Here is a 17790-nt window from a genome sequence, read left to right as displayed (position 1 = left end):
CGTAAGGCCTTCTCCCCTGTACCGTTCTTATGGTAGAACAGCCGCGGTGATTTGTTCACGTATCTCCAGGAGTCAACGACCTCGCATGTCTGACCAGTCTGGTGCTTCGAACTTTATTCGCGAAATTGTGACCACCGATCTCGCTACCGGCAAACATGGCAGCCGAGTGGTCACGCGCTTTCCACCTGAACCGAACGGTTACCTCCATATCGGCCATGCGAAATCTATTTGCCTGAACTTCGGCTTGGCACAGGATACCCCGGACGGCATCTGCCACCTGCGATTCGACGATACTAACCCGACCACCGAAGATCCTGAGTATGTTCAGGCCATTCAAGACGACGTCCGATGGCTGGGGTTCGACTGGCACGAGAAGATGTTTTTCGCCTCGGATTACTTCGAGCGACTCTACGAATTTGCCGTGAGACTGATCCAGAAAGACCTCGCCTACGTCGACACGTTGACGGCTGAAGACATGCGTAGCTATCGCGGCACTCTCACAGAACCCGGCAAAAATAGCCCTTCTCGCACCCGCTCCGTCGAGGAAAACCTTGACCTCTTTCGACGTATGCGAGCCGGAGAATTCGCCGACGGAACCCATACCCTCCGAGCCAAAATCGACATGTCCTCGCCCAATATCAACCTGCGCGACCCAGTCCTCTACCGCATTAGACATGCGACGCATTATCGAACCGGAAACGCCTGGTGCCTGTACCCGGCCTACGACTATGCGCATCCCCTTTCGGACGCACTTGAAGGGATCACGCACTCCATCTGCACCTTGGAGTTCGAAGATCACCGGCCGCTCTACAATTGGGTGGTCGAACAGTCTGACGCACCCTGCCGACCACGGCAGATCGAGTTTGCCCGTTTGAACCTGACCTATACCGTCATGAGTAAGCGGAAGCTGCTTGAGTTGGTCAGCAAGAAGCTCGTGACGGGATGGGACGACCCACGATTGCCGACGATCAAAGGCCTCCGCCGCCGCGGCTATACGCCGGAAGCGATTCGGGTATTCTGTGACCATATCGGCGTCGCCAAACGCGAGGCCACCGTCGAGATGCAGCTGCTCGAACACTTCGTTCGCGAAGACCTGAATACACGATCGCCCAGAGTCATGGCGGTCTTGCGACCGCTTAAAATCATCCTCGACAACTATCCCGAGAACCAGTCAGAAGAACTGGAGGCCATCAATAATCCGGAAGATCCCGCGGCGGGGAGGCGGAAAGTCCCCTTGTCTCGCATCCTCTACATTGAGCAAGACGATTTCCGTGAAGATCCACCCAAGCAATTTTTCCGGCTCGCGCCAGGACGCGAAGTACGGCTCCGGTACGCCTACATCATTAAATGCGTCGGGGTGACGAAAGATCCGCAGACCGGCGAGATCACGGAACTCCATTGCACCTACGACCCCACCACCATGAGCGGCGCCTCCCAGGAACAGCGTAAAGTCAAAGCCACCATCCATTGGGTCTCCGCAGCCCATGCCGTGAAAGCCGAAGTCCGCCTCTATAATTCTTTGTTGGTGACCGACCTGGCAAAAGTGCCGCCGGATCATGATTGGACGACCTATCTGAACCCCGCTTCATTGGAGCGAATCACAAACTGCCTCGTCGAGCCGAGTTTACGGCAAACAACGCCTGGCACTCGATACCAATTCGAGCGTCTTGGATACTTCTGTACCGACCTAGATTCAACGGCTGAGGCACCGATCTTTAATCGCACGGTGTCGCTGAAAGATGCCTGGGCCAAGATCGAAAAGGCGCAACCGTCCCGGTAGCAGGCAGTCGGTTTCTCCCGTTCGTGAGCGTCTTTCCTCAGGCCATCTGCCATCACATTTCCATGATTTGCTTTACCTCAGGTCGGGGATTGCTACACTAGCCTGAGTACATCCTGGCAACCGTGCTGAGGAACCACAGACCGGAAGGAGTCCCGCATGATTGAGTGCCGCGAATATCCACGAGTCCCCGTTGACATGCAGGTCTTCTTCTCCAGCACGAACAAGACGGAGATCCGCGAAGGCACGATGTTCGATCTATCCGCCAGAGGATGCGCCGTCACCAGCATGTCGTCGGTTCAGCGCGGGATAGCCGTGCGAATCCTCATCAGAGCCACCGATTTAGGCTCACCGATCACGATCGAGTCCGCCGCAGTACGTTGGAGTGAAGGCGGGGAATTTGGCGTCGAATTTCTCGGCCTCTCGGAAATCGATCAGCGCCGCTTGCACCGATTACTGCAAATCACCGCACCGCCACAGATCCAGCCGAGTTAACCGCTGACCGATTCTCAGATTTGGCATGATATACTGCCGGACATGACCTGCCCCCTCTGTCACCAACCCACCACGTGGGAAGGCAATACCTGGCGCCCCTTCTGCTCTGAACGATGCCAATTGATCGACCTCGGCGCCTGGGCAACCGACCGCTATCGCATTCCAGGTCCCGACCTCACAATGGACAGCTCGCTTCCCGACTCGTTGGAGCAAGAGGACGAGACCGGCACGCTGTAAACCGTACAGCGGCATAGCCCCCTGAGAAACCACCCCTCTTCCCGCAGCGCACATTCGGCAATCCCACCCTAAATAGCTCCACTGACCGCGAGACGCTGTTGAGGCCGCTCTCGTTCACCTGATTCCATAGTTGGCAAGACCACGGCATCTTGCTATGGTCACGCTCGATCGAGGCCTCTCACAAGGAGCACAAGCTATGTTGCCGACTACAGGCTATGCCGCGTTGACTGCCAAGGCTGCCCTACAACCCTTTACTTTTACGCGACGAGACGTAGGGCCTCATGACGTGCTCATCGCGATCACCCATTGCGGTATCTGCCATTCGGACATCCATCAAGCCAGAAATGAATGGGGCGACTCGATATTTCCCATGGTGCCGGGTCATGAAATTGTCGGCACGATCTCGCGGATTGGGAGCATGGTCACGCAGTTCCATCTGAGTGAGACGGTCGGCGTCGGCTGTTTTGTCGATTCCTGCCGAACCTGTCCCGCCTGTCGTGAGGGATCGGAGCAATATTGCGAAGCCGGCATGCTCCTCACCTACAGCGGCCGCGACAAAGATGGCCAAGTAACGCAAGGAGGTTACTCAACCCAGATCGTTGTGAACGAGAATTACGTGCTACGGATACCCTCAACCCTGTCGCCTGCCGGAGCCGCTCCGCTCTTATGTGCTGGCATTACGACCTACTCCCCGCTTCGCCATTGGGGCGTCGGTAAGTATCACAAGCTTGCGGTGGTGGGATTGGGTGGACTGGGCCATATGGCGGTGAAGATCGGTACGGCACTGGGCACCCACGTCACCGTGTTGAGCACCTCTGAACAAAAGCGAAACGATGCAGAACGGTTAGGCGCAAAGGACTTCGCCCTCACTTCACAGCCCGAAACGTTTACCCGGCTACAGCGTAGCTTTGATTTCATCCTCGATACCGTCTCAGCCCCGCACAACTACAACGACTATGTGAACCTGCTCAAAACCGACGGGACCATGATTCTCGTGGGAGCGCCGGATAAACCGACGCTGCTAGAGCCCTTCCCCCTGATTCTGCATCGCCGCCGGATCGCCGGATCGGTGATCGGAGGCATCCGAGAAACACAGGAGATGCTCGATTTCTGCGCCACGCACGGCATCGAGTCTGATATTGAAGTGATTCCGATCCAACAGGTGAATGAAGCCTATGAACGAGTGCTGAAGGGGGACATCAGATACAGATTCGTGATCGATCTAGCATCGCTGAAGTAGATGTCGAGGTGATCAAGAAAAATGGCTGGGGGACTAGGAATCGAACCTAGGTAGCCGGCTCCAAAGGCCGGCGTCCTACCGCTAGACGATCCCCCAGCACGGTACGGAACCGAGTCATGGATCTGAAAGTACAGGGCGGGAAAGATTATTGGCTGGGGGACTAGGAATCGAACCTAGGTAGTCAGATCCAGAAACTGACGTCCTACCGCTAGACGATCCCCCAACCTGCGCTCACAATAATATAAGGCTCTTGGCTTCGTCAAGATCGAGACTGATTTAGAGACAAAAACGATCTCAGACGCGGGATGCCCGGTCGATCCCCTGGCGGAGCCGGAACAAGGTCCGGTCTCGCCCCAACACTTCCATGACCTCGAAGAGACCAGGACTGGCCGTACGGCCTGTCAAGGCCACACGAACCGGCTGAGCCAGCTGCCCCATCTTCATCCCCTCTGCTTCAACCAGCAGCTTGAACGCCTCTTCCCATTGCTGCTTCGAAAAGGCAGGGAAGGCCTCGAAACAAGCCAGCAGTTTACTGAGGACTGGCGCGATGGCCGGGGTTAAAAATTTCTTCGCGCCCTCTTCATCAAACGTCACAGCCTGCCCGAAATAGGGCCTCACCCACTCGACCATCTCCACTAACGTTTTTGCCCGCTCCTTTACGAGGATGACGAGTTGCGCCAGCCAACCGGTCGGGACAGCCTTGGCTTCGGCTGCAAGTCCCGCTGATTCCAAGAGGGGCATCAGGGCCTGAGCGACCTGGTCCGGTGGACTAATCTTGATATATTCCGCATTCACCCAGATGAGCTTCTCGGGATTAAACACGGCAGGGGACGTTTGCACGTTCTTCCAGGCAAACTTCTCGATCAGCTCCTGGCGAGTGAACAGTTCCTGGTCTCCATGCGACCAGCCCAAGCGAACGAGGTAGTTCACCATGGCATCCGGCAGATAACCCATGTCTTTATAGGCCATAATCGAGGTCGCCCCATGCCGCTTCGAGAGGCGGGCCTTGTCCGAGCCCAAAATCATCGGCAGGTGCCCGAACTGGGGAACGGGAAACCCGAGCGCTTGGAAAATCGGAACCTGCCGCGGCGTGTTGGTCAGATGATCGTCGCCACGTATGACGTGGGTAATGTTCATCAGCGCATCATCGACCACGACTGAAAAGTTGTATGTCGGATAGCCGGTCGACCGGAGGATGATCAGATCGTCTTGCACATTGTTATCGAAGACGATCTTGCCCTTGATAAGGTCGTCGACCACCGTCTCACCCTCTAACGGAGCCTTAAAGCGCAACGCCGCGTCACCGGCCTCATTACTGAGGCCGCGATCGCGACAACGACTGTCATATTTTGGCGACAACCCCTTGGCCTCGGCTTCCTTCCGCCGCGCCTCGAGTTCTTCCGCCTTGCAGCCGCACCAATAGGCCTGCCCCTTCTCAAGCAGCTGCATGGCATAGCTGCGATAGAGATCGATCCGCTCGGTCTGGCGGAACGGGCCCTCGTCCCAATCGAGCCCCACCCACTTCAACCCCTCAAGAATGGCTTGGATCGACTCATCGGTCGAGCGGTCCTGATCCGTGTCTTCGATGCGAAGGACGAACACCCCCTGCTGCTGGCGGGCAAACAGCCAATTGAACAAAGCCGTACGAACACCACCAATGTGGAGAAAGCCCGTTGGGCTTGGCGCAAACCTGACTCTGACCTGACTCATGGGGATGAACCTCTGTCGCAGGATTAACGGCCGGTATCTATAACACGTGAGGAAAAGTGTTGTACAGAATCGTGGGCTATAGCCCTTTCATCTAGGCTGGCCTTCTGATAAGAGAGGGATACGGAGATCGTGATGGCGGAACTCACACAACCGGCGACGGTCCTCTCGATCACGGATCTTACGCCCCACGTTCGTCAGCTCATACTCCTCCCTACTGTTCAGCCCATCGCCTTTCGACCCGGTCAATGGGTCTCACTTAAGTTGCCGGTCGGGGCCAAACCACCGCTGAATAGAGCCTACTCGATGGCGGCGCCTAGCACTCCATCAGGCGAGCTGACGCTCGTCTTCGACCGCATACCGGGCGGTATGGGCTCCAACTACCTCTACCACCTCAAGCCTGGCGATCACATGGAACTCTCAGGCCCCTATGGAAACTTCACCCTTCCGATCTCACTCGATCGGGAAATGATTCTGATCGCCCGTTACACTGGCCTCGTCCCGATCCGCTGCATGTTGAAACATCTCTATGCACAACGACAGACGGCGGCGATCCTCCTGATTGCCGTCGCTCCGGCGGAGGAAGAATTACTCTTTCACCAGGAATTGCTGACGTTGGCCGTCACCCATCCCCGGTTTCGCTACCTGCCCCTGGTCGCCGCCGGAGGGGAGCAGCAAGGCGTCGATCTCACGCTCTCCATGCTCAGGCCCGTGATTGAAGGAGCGGCGAAAGTGACACCCCTGCTGTGCGGCACGAAAGGATTTGTGCGGCCCCTGCGAGCCTATTTTGTCGAGGCGGGCTATGACCGAAAGGATGTTAAGACAGAAACCTACGATTAGTGCCCTTCCCGCACGAGGTTCTTGTTCACGGACGGGATTTCGACCACAATGTCTTTCGTCCCATCCGGCACACATTGGCAGCCGAGTCGGGACTGCAACGTCGTAACCGGCGCTTGCTCCAACTCATCGAACTCATCGTCCGTTCCTTCACTGCAGCTCTCAAGCCCCTGCTTCACAATGACGTGACAGGTCGAGCAGGCACAGACCCCCCCACAGACATGTTCCAACGCAACCCCACTGCCCATCGCCACGTCCAGGAGACTGCCTGGAAGCCCGGTCGGACCATAGGGAATTTTGGCTGGATTGACCTCAACCTTCGTCGCCACGCCATCAGGGGCGATAAATGTGACGGTGTAGACTCGCTGAGGTAACTCATATTCAGCTTTTTCAATATAAGGATTCGTCCCGCCCATATGCTCGTTCCTTTCTCAGCCCAATTCAGCCTGCTGTCTCGCTGTTGACAGCTCTGAAACCTGCATGGTATTGTTAGTCCGACCTTATTGATCGGAGATCATTATAGTCTCCGACCTAGAAGATCGGCAATAGCAATGTTGAAGATTTCAAAAAAAGCAGATTATGCCCTTATGGCGCTTCAGCACATCGCTGCGGCCCAGTTCGGTGACGTCACACCTGGGCGTGTGGTGAATACGAAGGAGATTGCGGAGGAATATAACATCCCTCTCGAGCTCCTGGCCAAAGTGCTCCAGACTCTTTCCAAGAACGCCTTGATCGAGAGTCACAATGGTCCCAAGGGTGGATACGTCCTAGCCCGTCGCGCGCACCAGATTACGATCGCGCAAATTCTCGAAAGTATCGAGGGCCCATTGGGCATCACCGATTGTTCGCATGAGAAAGATGGCGAGTTCTGCATGCAGCGGGAAAACTGCAATATTCGCACCCCGCTCCTGAAAGTCCAGGACAGCATCGCCCAATTGCTCAATAACATGACCCTGCAAGACATGATGGGTGGCACACCCCTCATTACGATTCAGTCTCCCACGGCACAAGGAGTCGAACGATGAAACTGCCTATATTCCTAGACAACCATTCCACCACACCGATGGATCCACGCGTCTTGGAGACTATGCTCCCGTACTTCGTCGAAAAATTCGGGAACGCAGCCAGCCGCAACCATGCCTTCGGGTGGGCCGCGGAAGAAGCCGTCGAGACCGCACGAAAGCAGATCGCCAAGCTGATCAAGGCTGATCCGAAAGAAATCGTCTTCACGAGCGGCGCCACTGAATCGGATAACCTCGCGATCAAGGGCGTGCTGGAGATGTATGGGGAAAAAGGCAACCATATCATTACCTCCTCCACCGAGCACCGCGCCGTGCTCGACACCGTCAAGGTGTTAGAGGGCAAGGGTAAAGCCACCGCTACCTATCTCCCCGTCGATAAATGCGGAATGGTCAGCCCCGAGGATGTGCGGAATGCGATCACGGAGAAGACGATTCTCATCTCCGTCATGATGGCGAACAATGAAATCGGCACGATCAACCCCGTCAAAGAGATCGGCAAAATCGCCAAGGAAAAGGGCATCCTCTTCCACTGCGATGCGACACAGGGTGTCGGAAAGATCCCGGTCGACGTACAGGACATGGGCATCGATCTGATGTCCTTCACCAGCCACAAGATGTACGGACCCAAGGGGGTTGGGGCGCTCTATGTGAGAAAAAAGAATCCTCGCGTTCGCATCGTCGCCCAGATAGACGGCGGTGGACACGAGCGCGGGATGCGCTCCGGAACACTTCCGGTGCCCCTCATCGTGGGATTCGGCAAGGCCTGCGAACTCTGCGAGCAAGAGATGACCAAGGAGACGGCACGGTTGATTGCGATGCGCGACCGGCTCGAGGCCAGTATCATGAAGGCCCTCGAAGAAAGTTATCTGAACGGTCATCCGACCAACCGGCTCCCCGGCAACCTCAATATCTCCTTTGCCTATGTGGAGGGCGAATCGTTGCTGATGGGAATGAAAGACATTGCCCTTTCATCCGGCTCGGCCTGTACGTCGGCAACATTGGAGCCCTCCTACGTGCTCCGCGCATTGGGAGTTGGAACAGAGCTGGCGCATTCCTCAATCCGTTTCGGCCTGGGCCGGTTCAACACGGATGACGAGATCGACTATACGATCAAAAAAGTCGTCGAGATCGTCACGAAGTTGCGCGAAATGTCCCCGCTATATGAGATGGCAAAAGAAGGCGTCGATTTGAAATCAGTTCAATGGGCTGCCCACTGAACAGGATAGTTAAGAGGAGGATGAACCATGGCTTACAGTGACAAAGTCGTCGATCATTTCAACAACCCCCGCAACATGGGGTCTTTCAAAAAAGACGAAGAAGGGGTCGGCACTGGTATGGTCGGAGCCCCGGAGTGCGGTGACGTGATGAAGCTCCAGATCAAGGTGCAGAACGACATGATCGTGGATGCAAAGTTCAAGACCTTCGGCTGCGGATCCGCGATCGCCAGTTCAAGCCTCGCCACGGAGTGGCTCAAGGGCAAGACCATCGAGGAAGCGCAGAAAATCAAGAACACCGACATCGTACAGGAACTGAACTTGCCGCCTGTGAAGATCCATTGTTCCGTACTGGCTGAGGACGCCATCAAGGCCGCCCTCGCGGACTACCAAAAGAAAGCCGACGGCACCACGACTGCCGCGAAGTAACGTCACAAATGGAGCATGCCATGGACACCACAACTGCAGAGACCCAGGCTCCGGTGATTACGCTCAGCGAGGCGGCCATGAAGGAAGTCAAACGCCTCATCAACGTGCAAGGCCTCACCGAAGGCGGGCTCCGCCTCGGCGTAAAAGGCGGCGGCTGCTCAGGCCTGAGCTACACGATCAATTTCGACGAAAAGATCGGTCCTCATGACCAAGTCCATGACATTGATGGCGTAAAAGTGATTGTTGACGCCAAGAGCGCCATTTATCTCCAAGGCACGCAGCTGGACTTCCAAAAAGACTTGCTGGGCGGAAACTTCAAATTCGTTAATCCGAATGCCGATAAAACTTGCGGCTGTGGAGAGTCGTTCTCCGCATAACGCTTGCGATAGTCGTCAGGAAGCATCTTACACAGGCATGGCAGGCCGCCATGCCTGTCTTGTCAGAAGAGGTCGCGGATGGACCATCACCATACCCACAGCTCAAACCCTCGTGAACTCCAGATGGCCAGGAGCATGTGTTGGCACTGTCAATCCGAGGTATCCGGCGAATATTTCTGCGATCGCTGCGTCAAAGTCCAGCCGGTGTCGAAAGAGACCGATTACTTCACGTGTTTCGGCTTTCCGAGACGGCTGACCATCGACCCAGGCAAACTGGAAGCGAAGTTCTACGAACTCAGCCGCGCATTTCATCCTGATTTCTATCAGAACAAGAGCGAAACGGAGCAAAGCATCAGCCTCGGCAATGCCGCGACGCTCAATTCAGCCTATCGTACGCTCCGCGATCCGATTCAGCGTGCCGAATATCTGCTCGATCTGGAAGCTGGCTCCGTGAAGGAGATCAGGAATTCGCCTCCAGCCGATCTCTTCGAGGAGATCCTCGAGCTGCAAGACACCCTCGACGAGTATCGAGCCGCCGATCGCACATCGGATGCGGGACAGCAGCTCCGCACACAACTCAAAGCAGAACACGCCACCCTGGAACAACGCAAACGGGATATGGAGACCCAGCTTCAACAACTCTTCACCGACTGGGATAGGCTCCAAGATCAGGGTGAAGCGACCAGCCAAGCTCGATCAGAACGAGACCGTCTGTTGAAGCAGATGAGGGAAACTCTCTCCAATCGGACCTACGTCAACAGTATCGTCAACGACCTCGTTGCAACGATCGGATAATTATCATGGCACGCATCGTCGGTATCGACCTCGGCACCACAAACTCACTCGTCGCCTACATGGAGAACGGACGCCCGCGCGTCATCCCCGGACGGAACGAGCGCATGATCGTGCCCTCCGTCGTGGCCATGACCGACAACGGGCTCATCGTCGGCGACTCCGCGAAGGAACACCTGACCCGCAATCCTGAGCGAACGGTCTACTCTGTAAAACGATTCATGGGGAAGGGGCTCGCGGATGTACAGAGCGAGCTGTCCTACTTCCCCTACTCGCTCACCGAACAAGGCGGCGTCATCCGTATCAAGCTCGGCGAGAAAACCTATTCGCCCCCGCAAATCTCGGCGATGATTCTGAAAGAGCTGAAACAGCGGGCCGAGGCGCATCTCGGCGAAAGTATCACCAAAGCCGTCATCACGGTCCCCGCGTATTTCAACGATAGTCAGCGACAGGCGACAAAAGACGCGGGCATGATCGCCGGGTTGGAAGTCCTCCGAATCATCAACGAACCGACTGCCGCCTCCCTCGCCTATGGACTCCAAGAAAAGACGCAAGGCACGATCGCAGTGTACGATTTTGGCGGAGGCACCTTCGACATCTCCATCCTCAAGCTCAAAAATGGCATCTTCGAAGTGTTGTCCACCAACGGCGATACTCACTTAGGTGGAGACGATATCGACCGCCAGATTGCTGACCTCTTCCTGACAGAGATTCGCAACCGACATGGGATTGATCTCAGCAGGCACCCGGACCACATGCAAACGATCCGGCTTGAAGCAGAACGGGCCAAGATCAGGCTGTCCGACGAATTCAAAGTACAGGTGTCGGTCGAGCTTCCCGACAACAAGGGACACTTCACGAGAGAGCTGACGCGGGACCAGCTCGAATCCCTGACCATGGAGATCATCGAGCGGACCCTGACTCCCTGCCGGATGGCCTTAAAAGATGCGGGGCTCACCCCAGATGCGATCGACGAAGTCGTGCTGGTCGGTGGCTCTACCCGCATGCCGATCGTCCGGCAACGTGTCCAGGAACTGTTCGGAAAGACCCCGCACTGCGAGATCAATCCCGACGAAGTCGTGGCGCTCGGCGCAGCCGTGCAAGCGGACATTCTCAGCGGCGGCACGACCGACATGCTGTTGCTCGACGTCACCCCGCTCTCCCTGGGCATCGAAACCATGGGTGGAGTCATGAGCAGCCTGATTCGTCGAAATACGACGATCCCCGCCAGCGCCAAAGAGATGTTCACCACCTATGTCGACGGGCAGACCGGCGTAGATATCCACATTCTCCAGGGCGAACGCGAACTGGCGAAAGACAATCGCAGCCTGGCGAAATTCAGGCTGAAGGTTCCTCCACTCCCGGCGGGCGTCCCTCGCATCGAAGTGACGTTCCTCATCGACGCCAATGGGATCTTGAGCGTAACGGCCAGCGACATGCGAACCGGGCTGAGCCAGTCCATTGAGGTAAAGCCGTCATACGGGTTATCCGACCATGAAGTGGAGCAGATGATCGAGGACTCGTTCAAGTTCGCAAAAGATGACGTCAATGCCAGAAAACTGATTGAGGCGCGGCTCGACGCCGGCGCCTTGATCACGACGATGGAGAAATCACTGGGGGACGGCCTCCTCCTTATCGCCGCAGAAGATGCCGCCGCCATTCGAGCGGCCCTGTCGGCCCTGGCAACCGCACAGGAGGGCAACGACCCGCGTGCCATCCGCGCGCGCATCGCCGACCTCGAACAATCGGCGCAACGACTGACCGTCGCGCTGCTGAACGACTCGCTCAAGCGAGGGCTCCAAGGCAAGAAGGTCTCGGAAATCACATAACAGGCACGAGGCCAGGGGCAAGAGGCGAGAGATTCAGCCCTCTAGTCAATGGCCGCTGGCCTTTCGCCAGGAGAAGTCTATGGATTTGAAGTGGAACAACACTGAAGATATCGCGATTCGTCTGGTAGAAGAACATCCGGAATCGGACCCGCTCACCATTCGCTTCACCGACATGCATGCCTGGATCGTCGCGCTCCCGGACTTCAAGGATGATCCCAAGAAGTCGAACGAGAAAATTCTGGAAGCGATTCAGATGGCCTGGCACGAAGAATATCAGGACTCGAAGTCCTGATCCATTGAAGAACCCAAAGACTTTACAATCTAGCAGGCTGCTCAAAAAGACCGTCCGACAAGGCCGCAGCGAGTGAAGACCGGAGGCGTACCCTCTAGGGGTACGTTGAGGATCTGAACGATGCGAGAGCGAAGCTGGCGGGCTTTTTCAGCAGTCTGCTACAGAGTCCCTTCGGGAACTTGATCCAACCTATAGAAATCAATCGGGTCCGGTCGGCGCTGAGGCGCTTGGGTTGGCTCACTACCCTTAATAAAGATATCGACCCTACCGGTCTGTCCCTCCTGCTCGCCATCGAGTAATCCCGTCGCTGGATCGACGTTCACGAAGGTCACGCCTTCCGGAATGCTGAAGAACGCCACTGGTAGCGGCTTCAGCGCCTCCTTCATGAAATTGATCCAAATGGGCAGCGCGGCATGCGCCCCCGATTCTGTCTCGCCGAGCGAACGGCGATCGTCGAAACCCACATACACGCCCGTCACTAAATTCGGCGCACCGCCGATGAACCACGCATTGACGAAGTCGTTGGTCGTTCCGGTCTTTCCTGCAACCGGCCGACCGATGCTTTTGGCGGCTTGTCCTGTCCCCTTCTGAATCACATCTTCCATCATGTTGGTGATCCCGTAGGCGGTTTCTTTAGAGATCACCGTCAGGGCTTGCGACTCTGCCAACTCAAGCACCTTTCCCGCACTATCCTCCACCGACACGATCGCGTACGGCTCCTGCCGGTTTCCCTCATTGAGTAGCACCGCATACACAGAAGTCAGTTCCATGAGCCCCACAGAAGACGATCCTAATCCGAGCGACAAATCTGCGGCTAGCGGACTGGTAATTCCAACCGTTTTGGCAAACTCGATGACGTTCCTGATCCCCACCTTGTCCAACAACCGGACCGTCGCGAGATTGTAGGAATGGGCCAGCGCATCCCGCAAACTCACCATGCCATGGAACCTCTTCCCGTAATTCTCAGGCTTCCACGTTTTCTCCTCCAGCTCCTGCTCGTAGACAACCGGGGCATCGAGAATGACCGACGCAGGGCTCATCCCGTGATTCAGAGCCGCGGCATAGATAATCGGCTTGAAAGCCGACCCCGGCTGACGATGGGCCTGGACGGCCCGATTATATTCACTGCGCCCGAAATCGTACCCACCAACCATGACCCGAATGGCACCCTTCGCCGGATCAAGAGCAATCAACCCTCCCTCGACCAGGGGTGTCTGCTCAAGCTGGACGTATACGAGGTCCCGCTCCAACTTCTTCACCATCACCTCGATGACGTCGCCGGGCTTCAGTGCCTGCTTGAGGTTTGGGTTGGCGACCACATCTTTCGCCGTATCCGGTCCAGTCAGACGGCGCTTCGCCCAGGCCATATCGTCGAACAGAAGCCTCGCTACCGTTGATCCGACCTGCACTACAAAATGATCCTTCGCCACTTTCGTGACGAACCCCTCCCGGTAGTCCCCTGCCTTGAGAATCTGCCCAGCAGTCGCAGCCGCGGCGGGTGTAACCGGCGCATCCACGTCCACCGTTCGAAGCGGGCCTCGCCACCCCTGCCGCTTATCCAGTTCGCGTAAACCGGCCGCAAACGCCACTTCCGCAGCTTTCTGCATCTCCAGGTTCAAGGTCGTAAAGACTTTTAGCCCGCCCTTATACACCAGCGTCTCACCGTACTTGGCGATCAACATCTGCCTGACATATTCCACAAAGTAGGGGGCCGCCTGTTCACCGCCAGGACGTCTGAAATTGAGCATGTCGGCCACCGCCGCTTCACGTTCTGCTGCGGTGAGGAACCCGGCCTCTTCCATCCGCGCCAATACATGTTCTTGTCGCTTCTTTGCTCGGTCATAGGCTTTGAACGGTGAATAATTGTTCGGAGATTTCGGGAGGCCAGCCAGAAAAGCTGCCTCCGCAATCGTGAGAGCGGAGAGATCTTTCCCGAAATACGTTTGGGATGCCGAAGCGATCCCGTAAGCGCCTTGCCCGAAGTAAATTTGATTCAAATAGAGTTCAAGAATTTTATCCTTCGTCAGGACTAGTTCCATCTTGTACGCCAGAATCAACTCGCGAACTTTGCGATCAAAGGTACGCTCGGATGAAAGAAACAGGGAGCGCGCCAACTGCTGGGTAATCGTGCTGGCCCCCTCGACCTTGCCTCCTCGTCGGAGATTCGTCCAGGCCGCACGGAGCATGCCGATGTAGTCGAGTCCCGGATGTTCAAAGAACCGGACATCCTCAACGGCGATGACCGCATGCCGAAACCCTTCTGGAATTCCCGCCAGAGGGGTCTGGATACGACGCTCAATGAAAAATTGACCGATGCGCTGCTGGTCGCTCGAATAGACCTGCGTGACCAGGCTCGGCTGATAGGTCTCCAGCTGATCCAATGGGGGAAGGTCATTCGCGAGGTGCCACACGAAACCGCCGACGGCTAAGCCTCCCATCAAGGCCACCGCCCCTAAGCTGAGAAGTCCGATCTGCCACCACCTCCAGGACCGACGGGGTGCTTGGTGGCGGGGCTCATACTGACGAGGAACCTGACGATCCATCATAATTACGCGGGGTTATCTTGTGGAAGCACTCGCCTCCCTGGGAAGGAGGCCGAAGTCACCATACCGTGGGGCCCCTCAAAACTCAAGCCTGCGACGGCCCCCCACCACTCCCAGGCATCTTCTGCCCTGCATCGCTTGTACCGGACAGCATGCTTCGGGTATACTGTCCCACGGCGCCTGGATTCCCGGGCGCTTTTTTTTGGAGCATGCAGCAATATCTATGGATCAGACAGCCCCAACAGAGTCTCCCGTCGCAGATCAGATCGCCCCCATGGGGCGCCGAAGCGACATTCGAAATATCGCCATTATCGCTCACGTTGACCATGGCAAAACAACCCTCGTTGACGCCGTGCTCCGACAGACCCATGTCCATCGCAAGATCGACGACATGGGCGAACGGATCATGGACTCGATGGACCAGGAGCGTGAACGCGGGATCACCATCCGGGCCAAAAACGCCAGCGTCATTTACAAGGGCGTAAAAATCAATATCGTCGACACCCCGGGCCATGCCGACTTCGGCGGTGAAGTCGAGCGGACCCTGCGCATGGTGGACGGCGTCCTTATCTTGATCGACGCCAAAGAAGGCCCCATGCCGCAAACGACCTTCGTATTGCGGAAAGCGCTCGCGCTTGGACATAAAGCCATCGTCGTCATCAACAAGATCGATCGCCCGGATGCCGTCATCGACGATGTGGTGAATCGGACCTTCGACTTGTTTGTCCACCTCGGTGCAACCGACGATCAGCTGGATTTCCCCATTGTCTACACCGCCGCGATCAAGGGCACGGCAACCAACGACCTCGCGAAACCCGGCACGGACATTTCTCCCCTCCTCGACACCGTCCTGGAGAAGATTCCCGCACCGGCGATCAACGCCGAGGCGCCATTGCAGATCCTGATTCTTTCCCTGATCCAGGACCTCTACAAAGGCAAAATGGGAGTGGGAAAGATTCAATCCGGCTCGATCGCCCGCCGACAGAATGTGGTCGTACTCGGCAAAGATGGCGCCAAGTTCCCCGGAAAAGTGTCCGACCTCGCGGTCTACTCCGGCCTTGACCGGACGGATGTCGAACGAGCCGAAGCGGGAGAAATCGTCGCAGTGGCAGGTCTGGACGAAGTAAGCATCGGCGATACCATTGCCGACGCAGAGAACCCCGTCGCATTGACTCGCGTGACGGTCGACGAACCAACCGTCCAAATGACCTTTTCCGTGAACAATAGCCCGTTCGCCGGACGGGAGGGGAAGTACCTGACCTCGCGGCACTTGCGCGATCGGCTCTTCAAAGAACTCGAAACCAACGTGTCCTTGCGCGTCCAGGAAACGGATAGTGCGGATAAGTTCCTCGTGGCAGGCCGCGGCGAACTGCATCTCGGCGTCCTGATCGAAGCGATGCGACGGGAAGGCTACGAGCTGCAAGTCTCGCAACCGGAAGTCATCGTCCATCGAGACGGGGATAAAGTCCTCGAACCCTATGAGGAACTGACGATCCAGGTGCCGGAAACGTATCAAGGCGCCGTGATCGAAGAGCTGGGCAAACGCCGTGGCGAGTTACGCCACATGCGGCTCATCCACTCCGACGTCGGGACAAGCGAAATGCATCTGGAATACCACATTCCCACCCGTGGCATCATGGGTCTCAAAAATCTCCTGGTCGCCAAGACGCGCGGCACCATTATCATGCACCATGTCTTTGTCGCCTACGAACCGCTGGAACAGCGCGACCTCGCGGTCGCGACACATGGATCGCTTGTCGCCTGCGAAGACGGCACAAGCTCAGGGTATGCCATCTTCATGACCCAAGACCGAGGGACCATGTTCATCGGCCCTGTCGTGGATGTCTATCGCGGAATGGTCGTCGGCGAGAACAGTCGGGACGAAGACATGGACGTGAACGTCTGCAAAGAAAAACAGCTCTCCAACATGCGGGCGTCTGGTACCGATGAAGCCTTGGTCCTCACGCCGCCTCGGGAAATGGGCTTGGAGTTCGCACTCGAATATATCGGCCCGGACGAACTGATTGAGGTGACGCCGAAGAGCCTGCGTATTCGCAAAAAGATCCTCAACTCGGATGAGCGCCGCAGGGCCAAGAAGTCCAGCAAATAGCCGCAGCGCCACAATGAGAATCCGAAAGAAAACGCCCAAGCCCTCTGCCAGACGCCCTCCGCTCTACTTCATCGGTTATCGGGGAACGGCCCCAGCCACCGACGAACTGAAGATCTGGTACGATCGGGAATATGGTGGGCCGCTGACCATTCGCCATGAAGCGGGGTCAGCAGAATCCTGGAATGCGACTCACGGCCCTTGGTCGGCCCATGTCGTAATGCCACTGCCGATGAGCCACGTGGCCGACGTGATGAAGCAGTTGGCCTGGGAACACGACGTGATGGGAGCGGTTGCGCCCTCTCTCGCATCCCCGCGAGACATGCCGGACATGATTCTCTTTGCCGCGAGACTGGCCAGGGGTCTCACACTCCTCACGCAAGGCACGGCCCATGACATCACCACGAACCAGTATGTGAACCCGTCTGACTGGCAGAATCGTCCCCTCACCCACTTCGACGTGAGCGATCACATCCCGATCTTGCAGGAAGACCATGAGCCGAGCCATCGGAGCCGGTGTTATACCCTCGGTCTCAGTAAGTTCGGAGTGGATGAACTTGAAATGTTTCTCTCCCCCGGGCTTCCGGACCAGCCTATCCGCGACCTTCTCCGTGAAACGGCAGATGAATTGACCAGGGCCGGACAGTCTCCCAAAGTCGGAAGTCGCATCCGTGTAGGACCATCGGGTCAGAATATCGAGATTACCAATCACCGCACCGCTGCACCATCCGGTCGTATGCTCAGCTTTCGAGAAATCAGAACTTCGTCATAGCTTTCCTGTTATATCGAGTACTTATATGTCTCCAGGGCCAGCCATAGGCCTTCAGGACCGTTGACAAGGTTTCAATCCGCACGGTACAAAAATACAGACGAATGTGTCAGAGACCGGACT

General features: G+C 56.7%; 17 protein-coding genes and 2 tRNA genes. 14 read left to right on the top strand and 5 right to left on the bottom strand.

Annotation, left to right across the window (positions count from 1 at the left end; translation table 11 throughout):
- Positions 1-85: 85 nt before the first annotated feature.
- The 4 genes from Q8N00_03905 (at position 86) to Q8N00_03890 (ending at position 3749) form a co-directional block, all read left to right on the top strand.
- Positions 86-1780: a glutamine--tRNA ligase/YqeY domain fusion protein gene (locus Q8N00_03905; GenBank protein MDP2381926.1), complete on the top strand. Its 1695-nt coding sequence runs from the start codon at positions 86-88 to the stop codon at positions 1778-1780.
- Between the two features lie 156 nt (positions 1781-1936).
- Entirely contained in the window at positions 1937-2272 is a 336-nt protein-coding gene (locus Q8N00_03900) for a PilZ domain-containing protein (protein MDP2381925.1), read from the top strand.
- 42 nt (positions 2273-2314) lie between these two features.
- Positions 2315-2509: a DNA gyrase inhibitor YacG gene (locus Q8N00_03895; protein MDP2381924.1), complete on the top strand. Its 195-nt coding sequence runs from the start codon at positions 2315-2317 to the stop codon at positions 2507-2509.
- A gap of 196 nt (positions 2510-2705) precedes the next feature.
- Positions 2706-3749 carry an NAD(P)-dependent alcohol dehydrogenase gene (locus Q8N00_03890; protein MDP2381923.1) on the top strand — a complete coding sequence of 348 codons (1044 nt, stop codon included), beginning with the start codon at positions 2706-2708 and terminating at the stop codon, positions 3747-3749.
- Positions 3750-3771: 22 nt separating this feature from the next.
- Here the strand turns inward: Q8N00_03890 and Q8N00_03885 are convergent.
- The 3 genes from Q8N00_03885 to gltX all read right to left on the bottom strand — a co-directional run bounded on the left by Q8N00_03885 (position 3772) and on the right by gltX (position 5459).
- A tRNA-Gln gene (locus Q8N00_03885) sits at positions 3772-3845 on the bottom strand.
- A 53-nt stretch (positions 3846-3898) separates the two neighbouring features.
- Positions 3899-3972 (bottom strand) — tRNA-Gln (locus Q8N00_03880).
- A 71-nt stretch (positions 3973-4043) separates the two neighbouring features.
- The gene (gene gltX / locus Q8N00_03875) at positions 4044-5459 is read right to left on the bottom strand and encodes a glutamate--tRNA ligase (GenBank protein ID MDP2381922.1); all 1416 of its coding nucleotides are present in this window, start codon (positions 5457-5459) and stop codon (positions 4044-4046) included.
- A gap of 132 nt (positions 5460-5591) precedes the next feature.
- Here gltX and Q8N00_03870 point away from each other — a divergent pair, with 132 nt between their 5' ends.
- Entirely contained in the window at positions 5592-6296 is a 705-nt protein-coding gene (locus Q8N00_03870; GenBank protein MDP2381921.1) for an FAD-dependent oxidoreductase, read from the top strand.
- On the opposite strand, the gene Q8N00_03865 is transcribed toward Q8N00_03870, so the two are convergent.
- Positions 6293-6709: a 2Fe-2S iron-sulfur cluster-binding protein gene (locus tag Q8N00_03865; protein ID MDP2381920.1), complete on the bottom strand. Its 417-nt coding sequence runs from the start codon at positions 6707-6709 to the stop codon at positions 6293-6295. The genes Q8N00_03870 and Q8N00_03865 overlap by 4 nt on opposite strands.
- Before the next feature lie 135 nt (positions 6710-6844).
- On the opposite strand from Q8N00_03865, the gene Q8N00_03860 reads away from it, so the two are divergent.
- From Q8N00_03860 to iscX, 7 genes are all read left to right on the top strand, one after another.
- A complete protein-coding gene (locus Q8N00_03860; protein ID MDP2381919.1) occupies positions 6845-7318 on the top strand; it encodes an Rrf2 family transcriptional regulator in 474 nt (157 codons plus the stop codon).
- The gene (locus Q8N00_03855) at positions 7315-8532 is read left to right on the top strand and encodes an IscS subfamily cysteine desulfurase (protein MDP2381918.1); all 1218 of its coding nucleotides are present in this window, start codon (positions 7315-7317) and stop codon (positions 8530-8532) included. Before Q8N00_03860 ends, Q8N00_03855 begins: the two co-directional genes overlap by 4 nt.
- A 27-nt stretch (positions 8533-8559) precedes the next feature.
- Positions 8560-8958: a Fe-S cluster assembly scaffold IscU gene (iscU, locus tag Q8N00_03850; protein ID MDP2381917.1), complete on the top strand. Its 399-nt coding sequence runs from the start codon at positions 8560-8562 to the stop codon at positions 8956-8958.
- A 20-nt stretch (positions 8959-8978) separates the two neighbouring features.
- Complete coding sequence (locus Q8N00_03845; protein MDP2381916.1) at positions 8979-9335, top strand: iron-sulfur cluster assembly accessory protein; 357 nt, start codon at positions 8979-8981, stop codon at positions 9333-9335.
- Positions 9336-9470: 135 nt separating this feature from the next.
- Positions 9471-10130: a Fe-S protein assembly co-chaperone HscB gene (gene hscB, locus Q8N00_03840; protein MDP2381915.1), complete on the top strand. Its 660-nt coding sequence runs from the start codon at positions 9471-9473 to the stop codon at positions 10128-10130.
- Positions 10131-10135: 5 nt separating this feature from the next.
- A complete protein-coding gene (dnaK, locus tag Q8N00_03835) occupies positions 10136-11956 on the top strand; it encodes a molecular chaperone DnaK (protein MDP2381914.1) in 1821 nt (606 codons plus the stop codon).
- A 79-nt stretch (positions 11957-12035) separates the two neighbouring features.
- Positions 12036-12248 carry a Fe-S cluster assembly protein IscX gene (iscX, locus tag Q8N00_03830; protein ID MDP2381913.1) on the top strand — a complete coding sequence of 71 codons (213 nt, stop codon included), beginning with the start codon at positions 12036-12038 and terminating at the stop codon, positions 12246-12248.
- A 158-nt stretch (positions 12249-12406) separates the two neighbouring features.
- Here the strand turns inward: iscX and Q8N00_03825 are convergent, their stop codons facing one another.
- Positions 12407-14794, bottom strand: coding sequence for a PBP1A family penicillin-binding protein (locus tag Q8N00_03825; GenBank protein MDP2381912.1), 2388 nt, complete (start codon positions 14792-14794; stop codon positions 12407-12409).
- Positions 14795-15014: 220 nt separating this feature from the next.
- On the opposite strand from Q8N00_03825, the gene typA reads away from it, so the two are divergent.
- Complete coding sequence (gene typA, locus Q8N00_03820) at positions 15015-16901, top strand: translational GTPase TypA (protein ID MDP2381911.1); 1887 nt, start codon at positions 15015-15017, stop codon at positions 16899-16901.
- Positions 16902-16914: 13 nt separating this feature from the next.
- Positions 16915-17670, top strand: coding sequence for a hypothetical protein (locus tag Q8N00_03815; GenBank protein ID MDP2381910.1), 756 nt, complete (start codon positions 16915-16917; stop codon positions 17668-17670).
- Positions 17671-17790: the final 120 nt, after the last annotated feature.

The organism is Nitrospirota bacterium (genome assembly GCA_030684575.1).
Classification (GTDB): domain Bacteria; phylum Nitrospirota; class Nitrospiria; order Nitrospirales; family Nitrospiraceae; genus Palsa-1315.
The sequence above is the reverse complement of the archived record's forward strand: the minus strand, read 5'-3'. Positions and strand labels throughout refer to the sequence as shown.

Excerpts from the sequence above, each read along its gene's own strand:
- Q8N00_03855 (MDP2381918.1), top strand. The coding sequence starts at position 7,315 with ATGAAACTGCCTATATTCCTAGACAACCATTCCACCACACCGATGGAT.
- Q8N00_03860 (MDP2381919.1), top strand. The coding sequence starts at position 6,845 with ATGTTGAAGATTTCAAAAAAAGCAGATTATGCCCTTATGGCGCTTCAG.
- iscX (MDP2381913.1), top strand. The coding sequence starts at position 12,036 with ATGGATTTGAAGTGGAACAACACTGAAGATATCGCGATTCGTCTGGTA.
- Q8N00_03870 (MDP2381921.1), top strand. The coding sequence starts at position 5,592 with ATGGCGGAACTCACACAACCGGCGACGGTCCTCTCGATCACGGATCTT.
- Q8N00_03845 (MDP2381916.1), top strand. The coding sequence starts at position 8,979 with ATGGACACCACAACTGCAGAGACCCAGGCTCCGGTGATTACGCTCAGC.
- Q8N00_03865 (MDP2381920.1), bottom strand. The coding sequence starts at position 6,709 with ATGGGCGGGACGAATCCTTATATTGAAAAAGCTGAATATGAGTTACCT.
- Q8N00_03905 (MDP2381926.1), top strand. The coding sequence starts at position 86 with ATGTCTGACCAGTCTGGTGCTTCGAACTTTATTCGCGAAATTGTGACC.
- Q8N00_03815 (MDP2381910.1), top strand. The coding sequence starts at position 16,915 with ATGAGAATCCGAAAGAAAACGCCCAAGCCCTCTGCCAGACGCCCTCCG.
- Q8N00_03900 (MDP2381925.1), top strand. The coding sequence starts at position 1,937 with ATGATTGAGTGCCGCGAATATCCACGAGTCCCCGTTGACATGCAGGTC.
- dnaK (MDP2381914.1), top strand. The coding sequence starts at position 10,136 with ATGGCACGCATCGTCGGTATCGACCTCGGCACCACAAACTCACTCGTC.
- hscB (MDP2381915.1), top strand. The coding sequence starts at position 9,471 with ATGTGTTGGCACTGTCAATCCGAGGTATCCGGCGAATATTTCTGCGAT.
- Q8N00_03890 (MDP2381923.1), top strand. The coding sequence starts at position 2,706 with ATGTTGCCGACTACAGGCTATGCCGCGTTGACTGCCAAGGCTGCCCTA.
- Q8N00_03895 (MDP2381924.1), top strand. The coding sequence starts at position 2,315 with ATGACCTGCCCCCTCTGTCACCAACCCACCACGTGGGAAGGCAATACC.
- iscU (MDP2381917.1), top strand. The coding sequence starts at position 8,560 with ATGGCTTACAGTGACAAAGTCGTCGATCATTTCAACAACCCCCGCAAC.
- Q8N00_03825 (MDP2381912.1), bottom strand. The coding sequence starts at position 14,794 with ATGATGGATCGTCAGGTTCCTCGTCAGTATGAGCCCCGCCACCAAGCA.
- typA (MDP2381911.1), top strand. The coding sequence starts at position 15,015 with ATGGATCAGACAGCCCCAACAGAGTCTCCCGTCGCAGATCAGATCGCC.
- gltX (MDP2381922.1), bottom strand. The coding sequence starts at position 5,459 with ATGAGTCAGGTCAGAGTCAGGTTTGCGCCAAGCCCAACGGGCTTTCTC.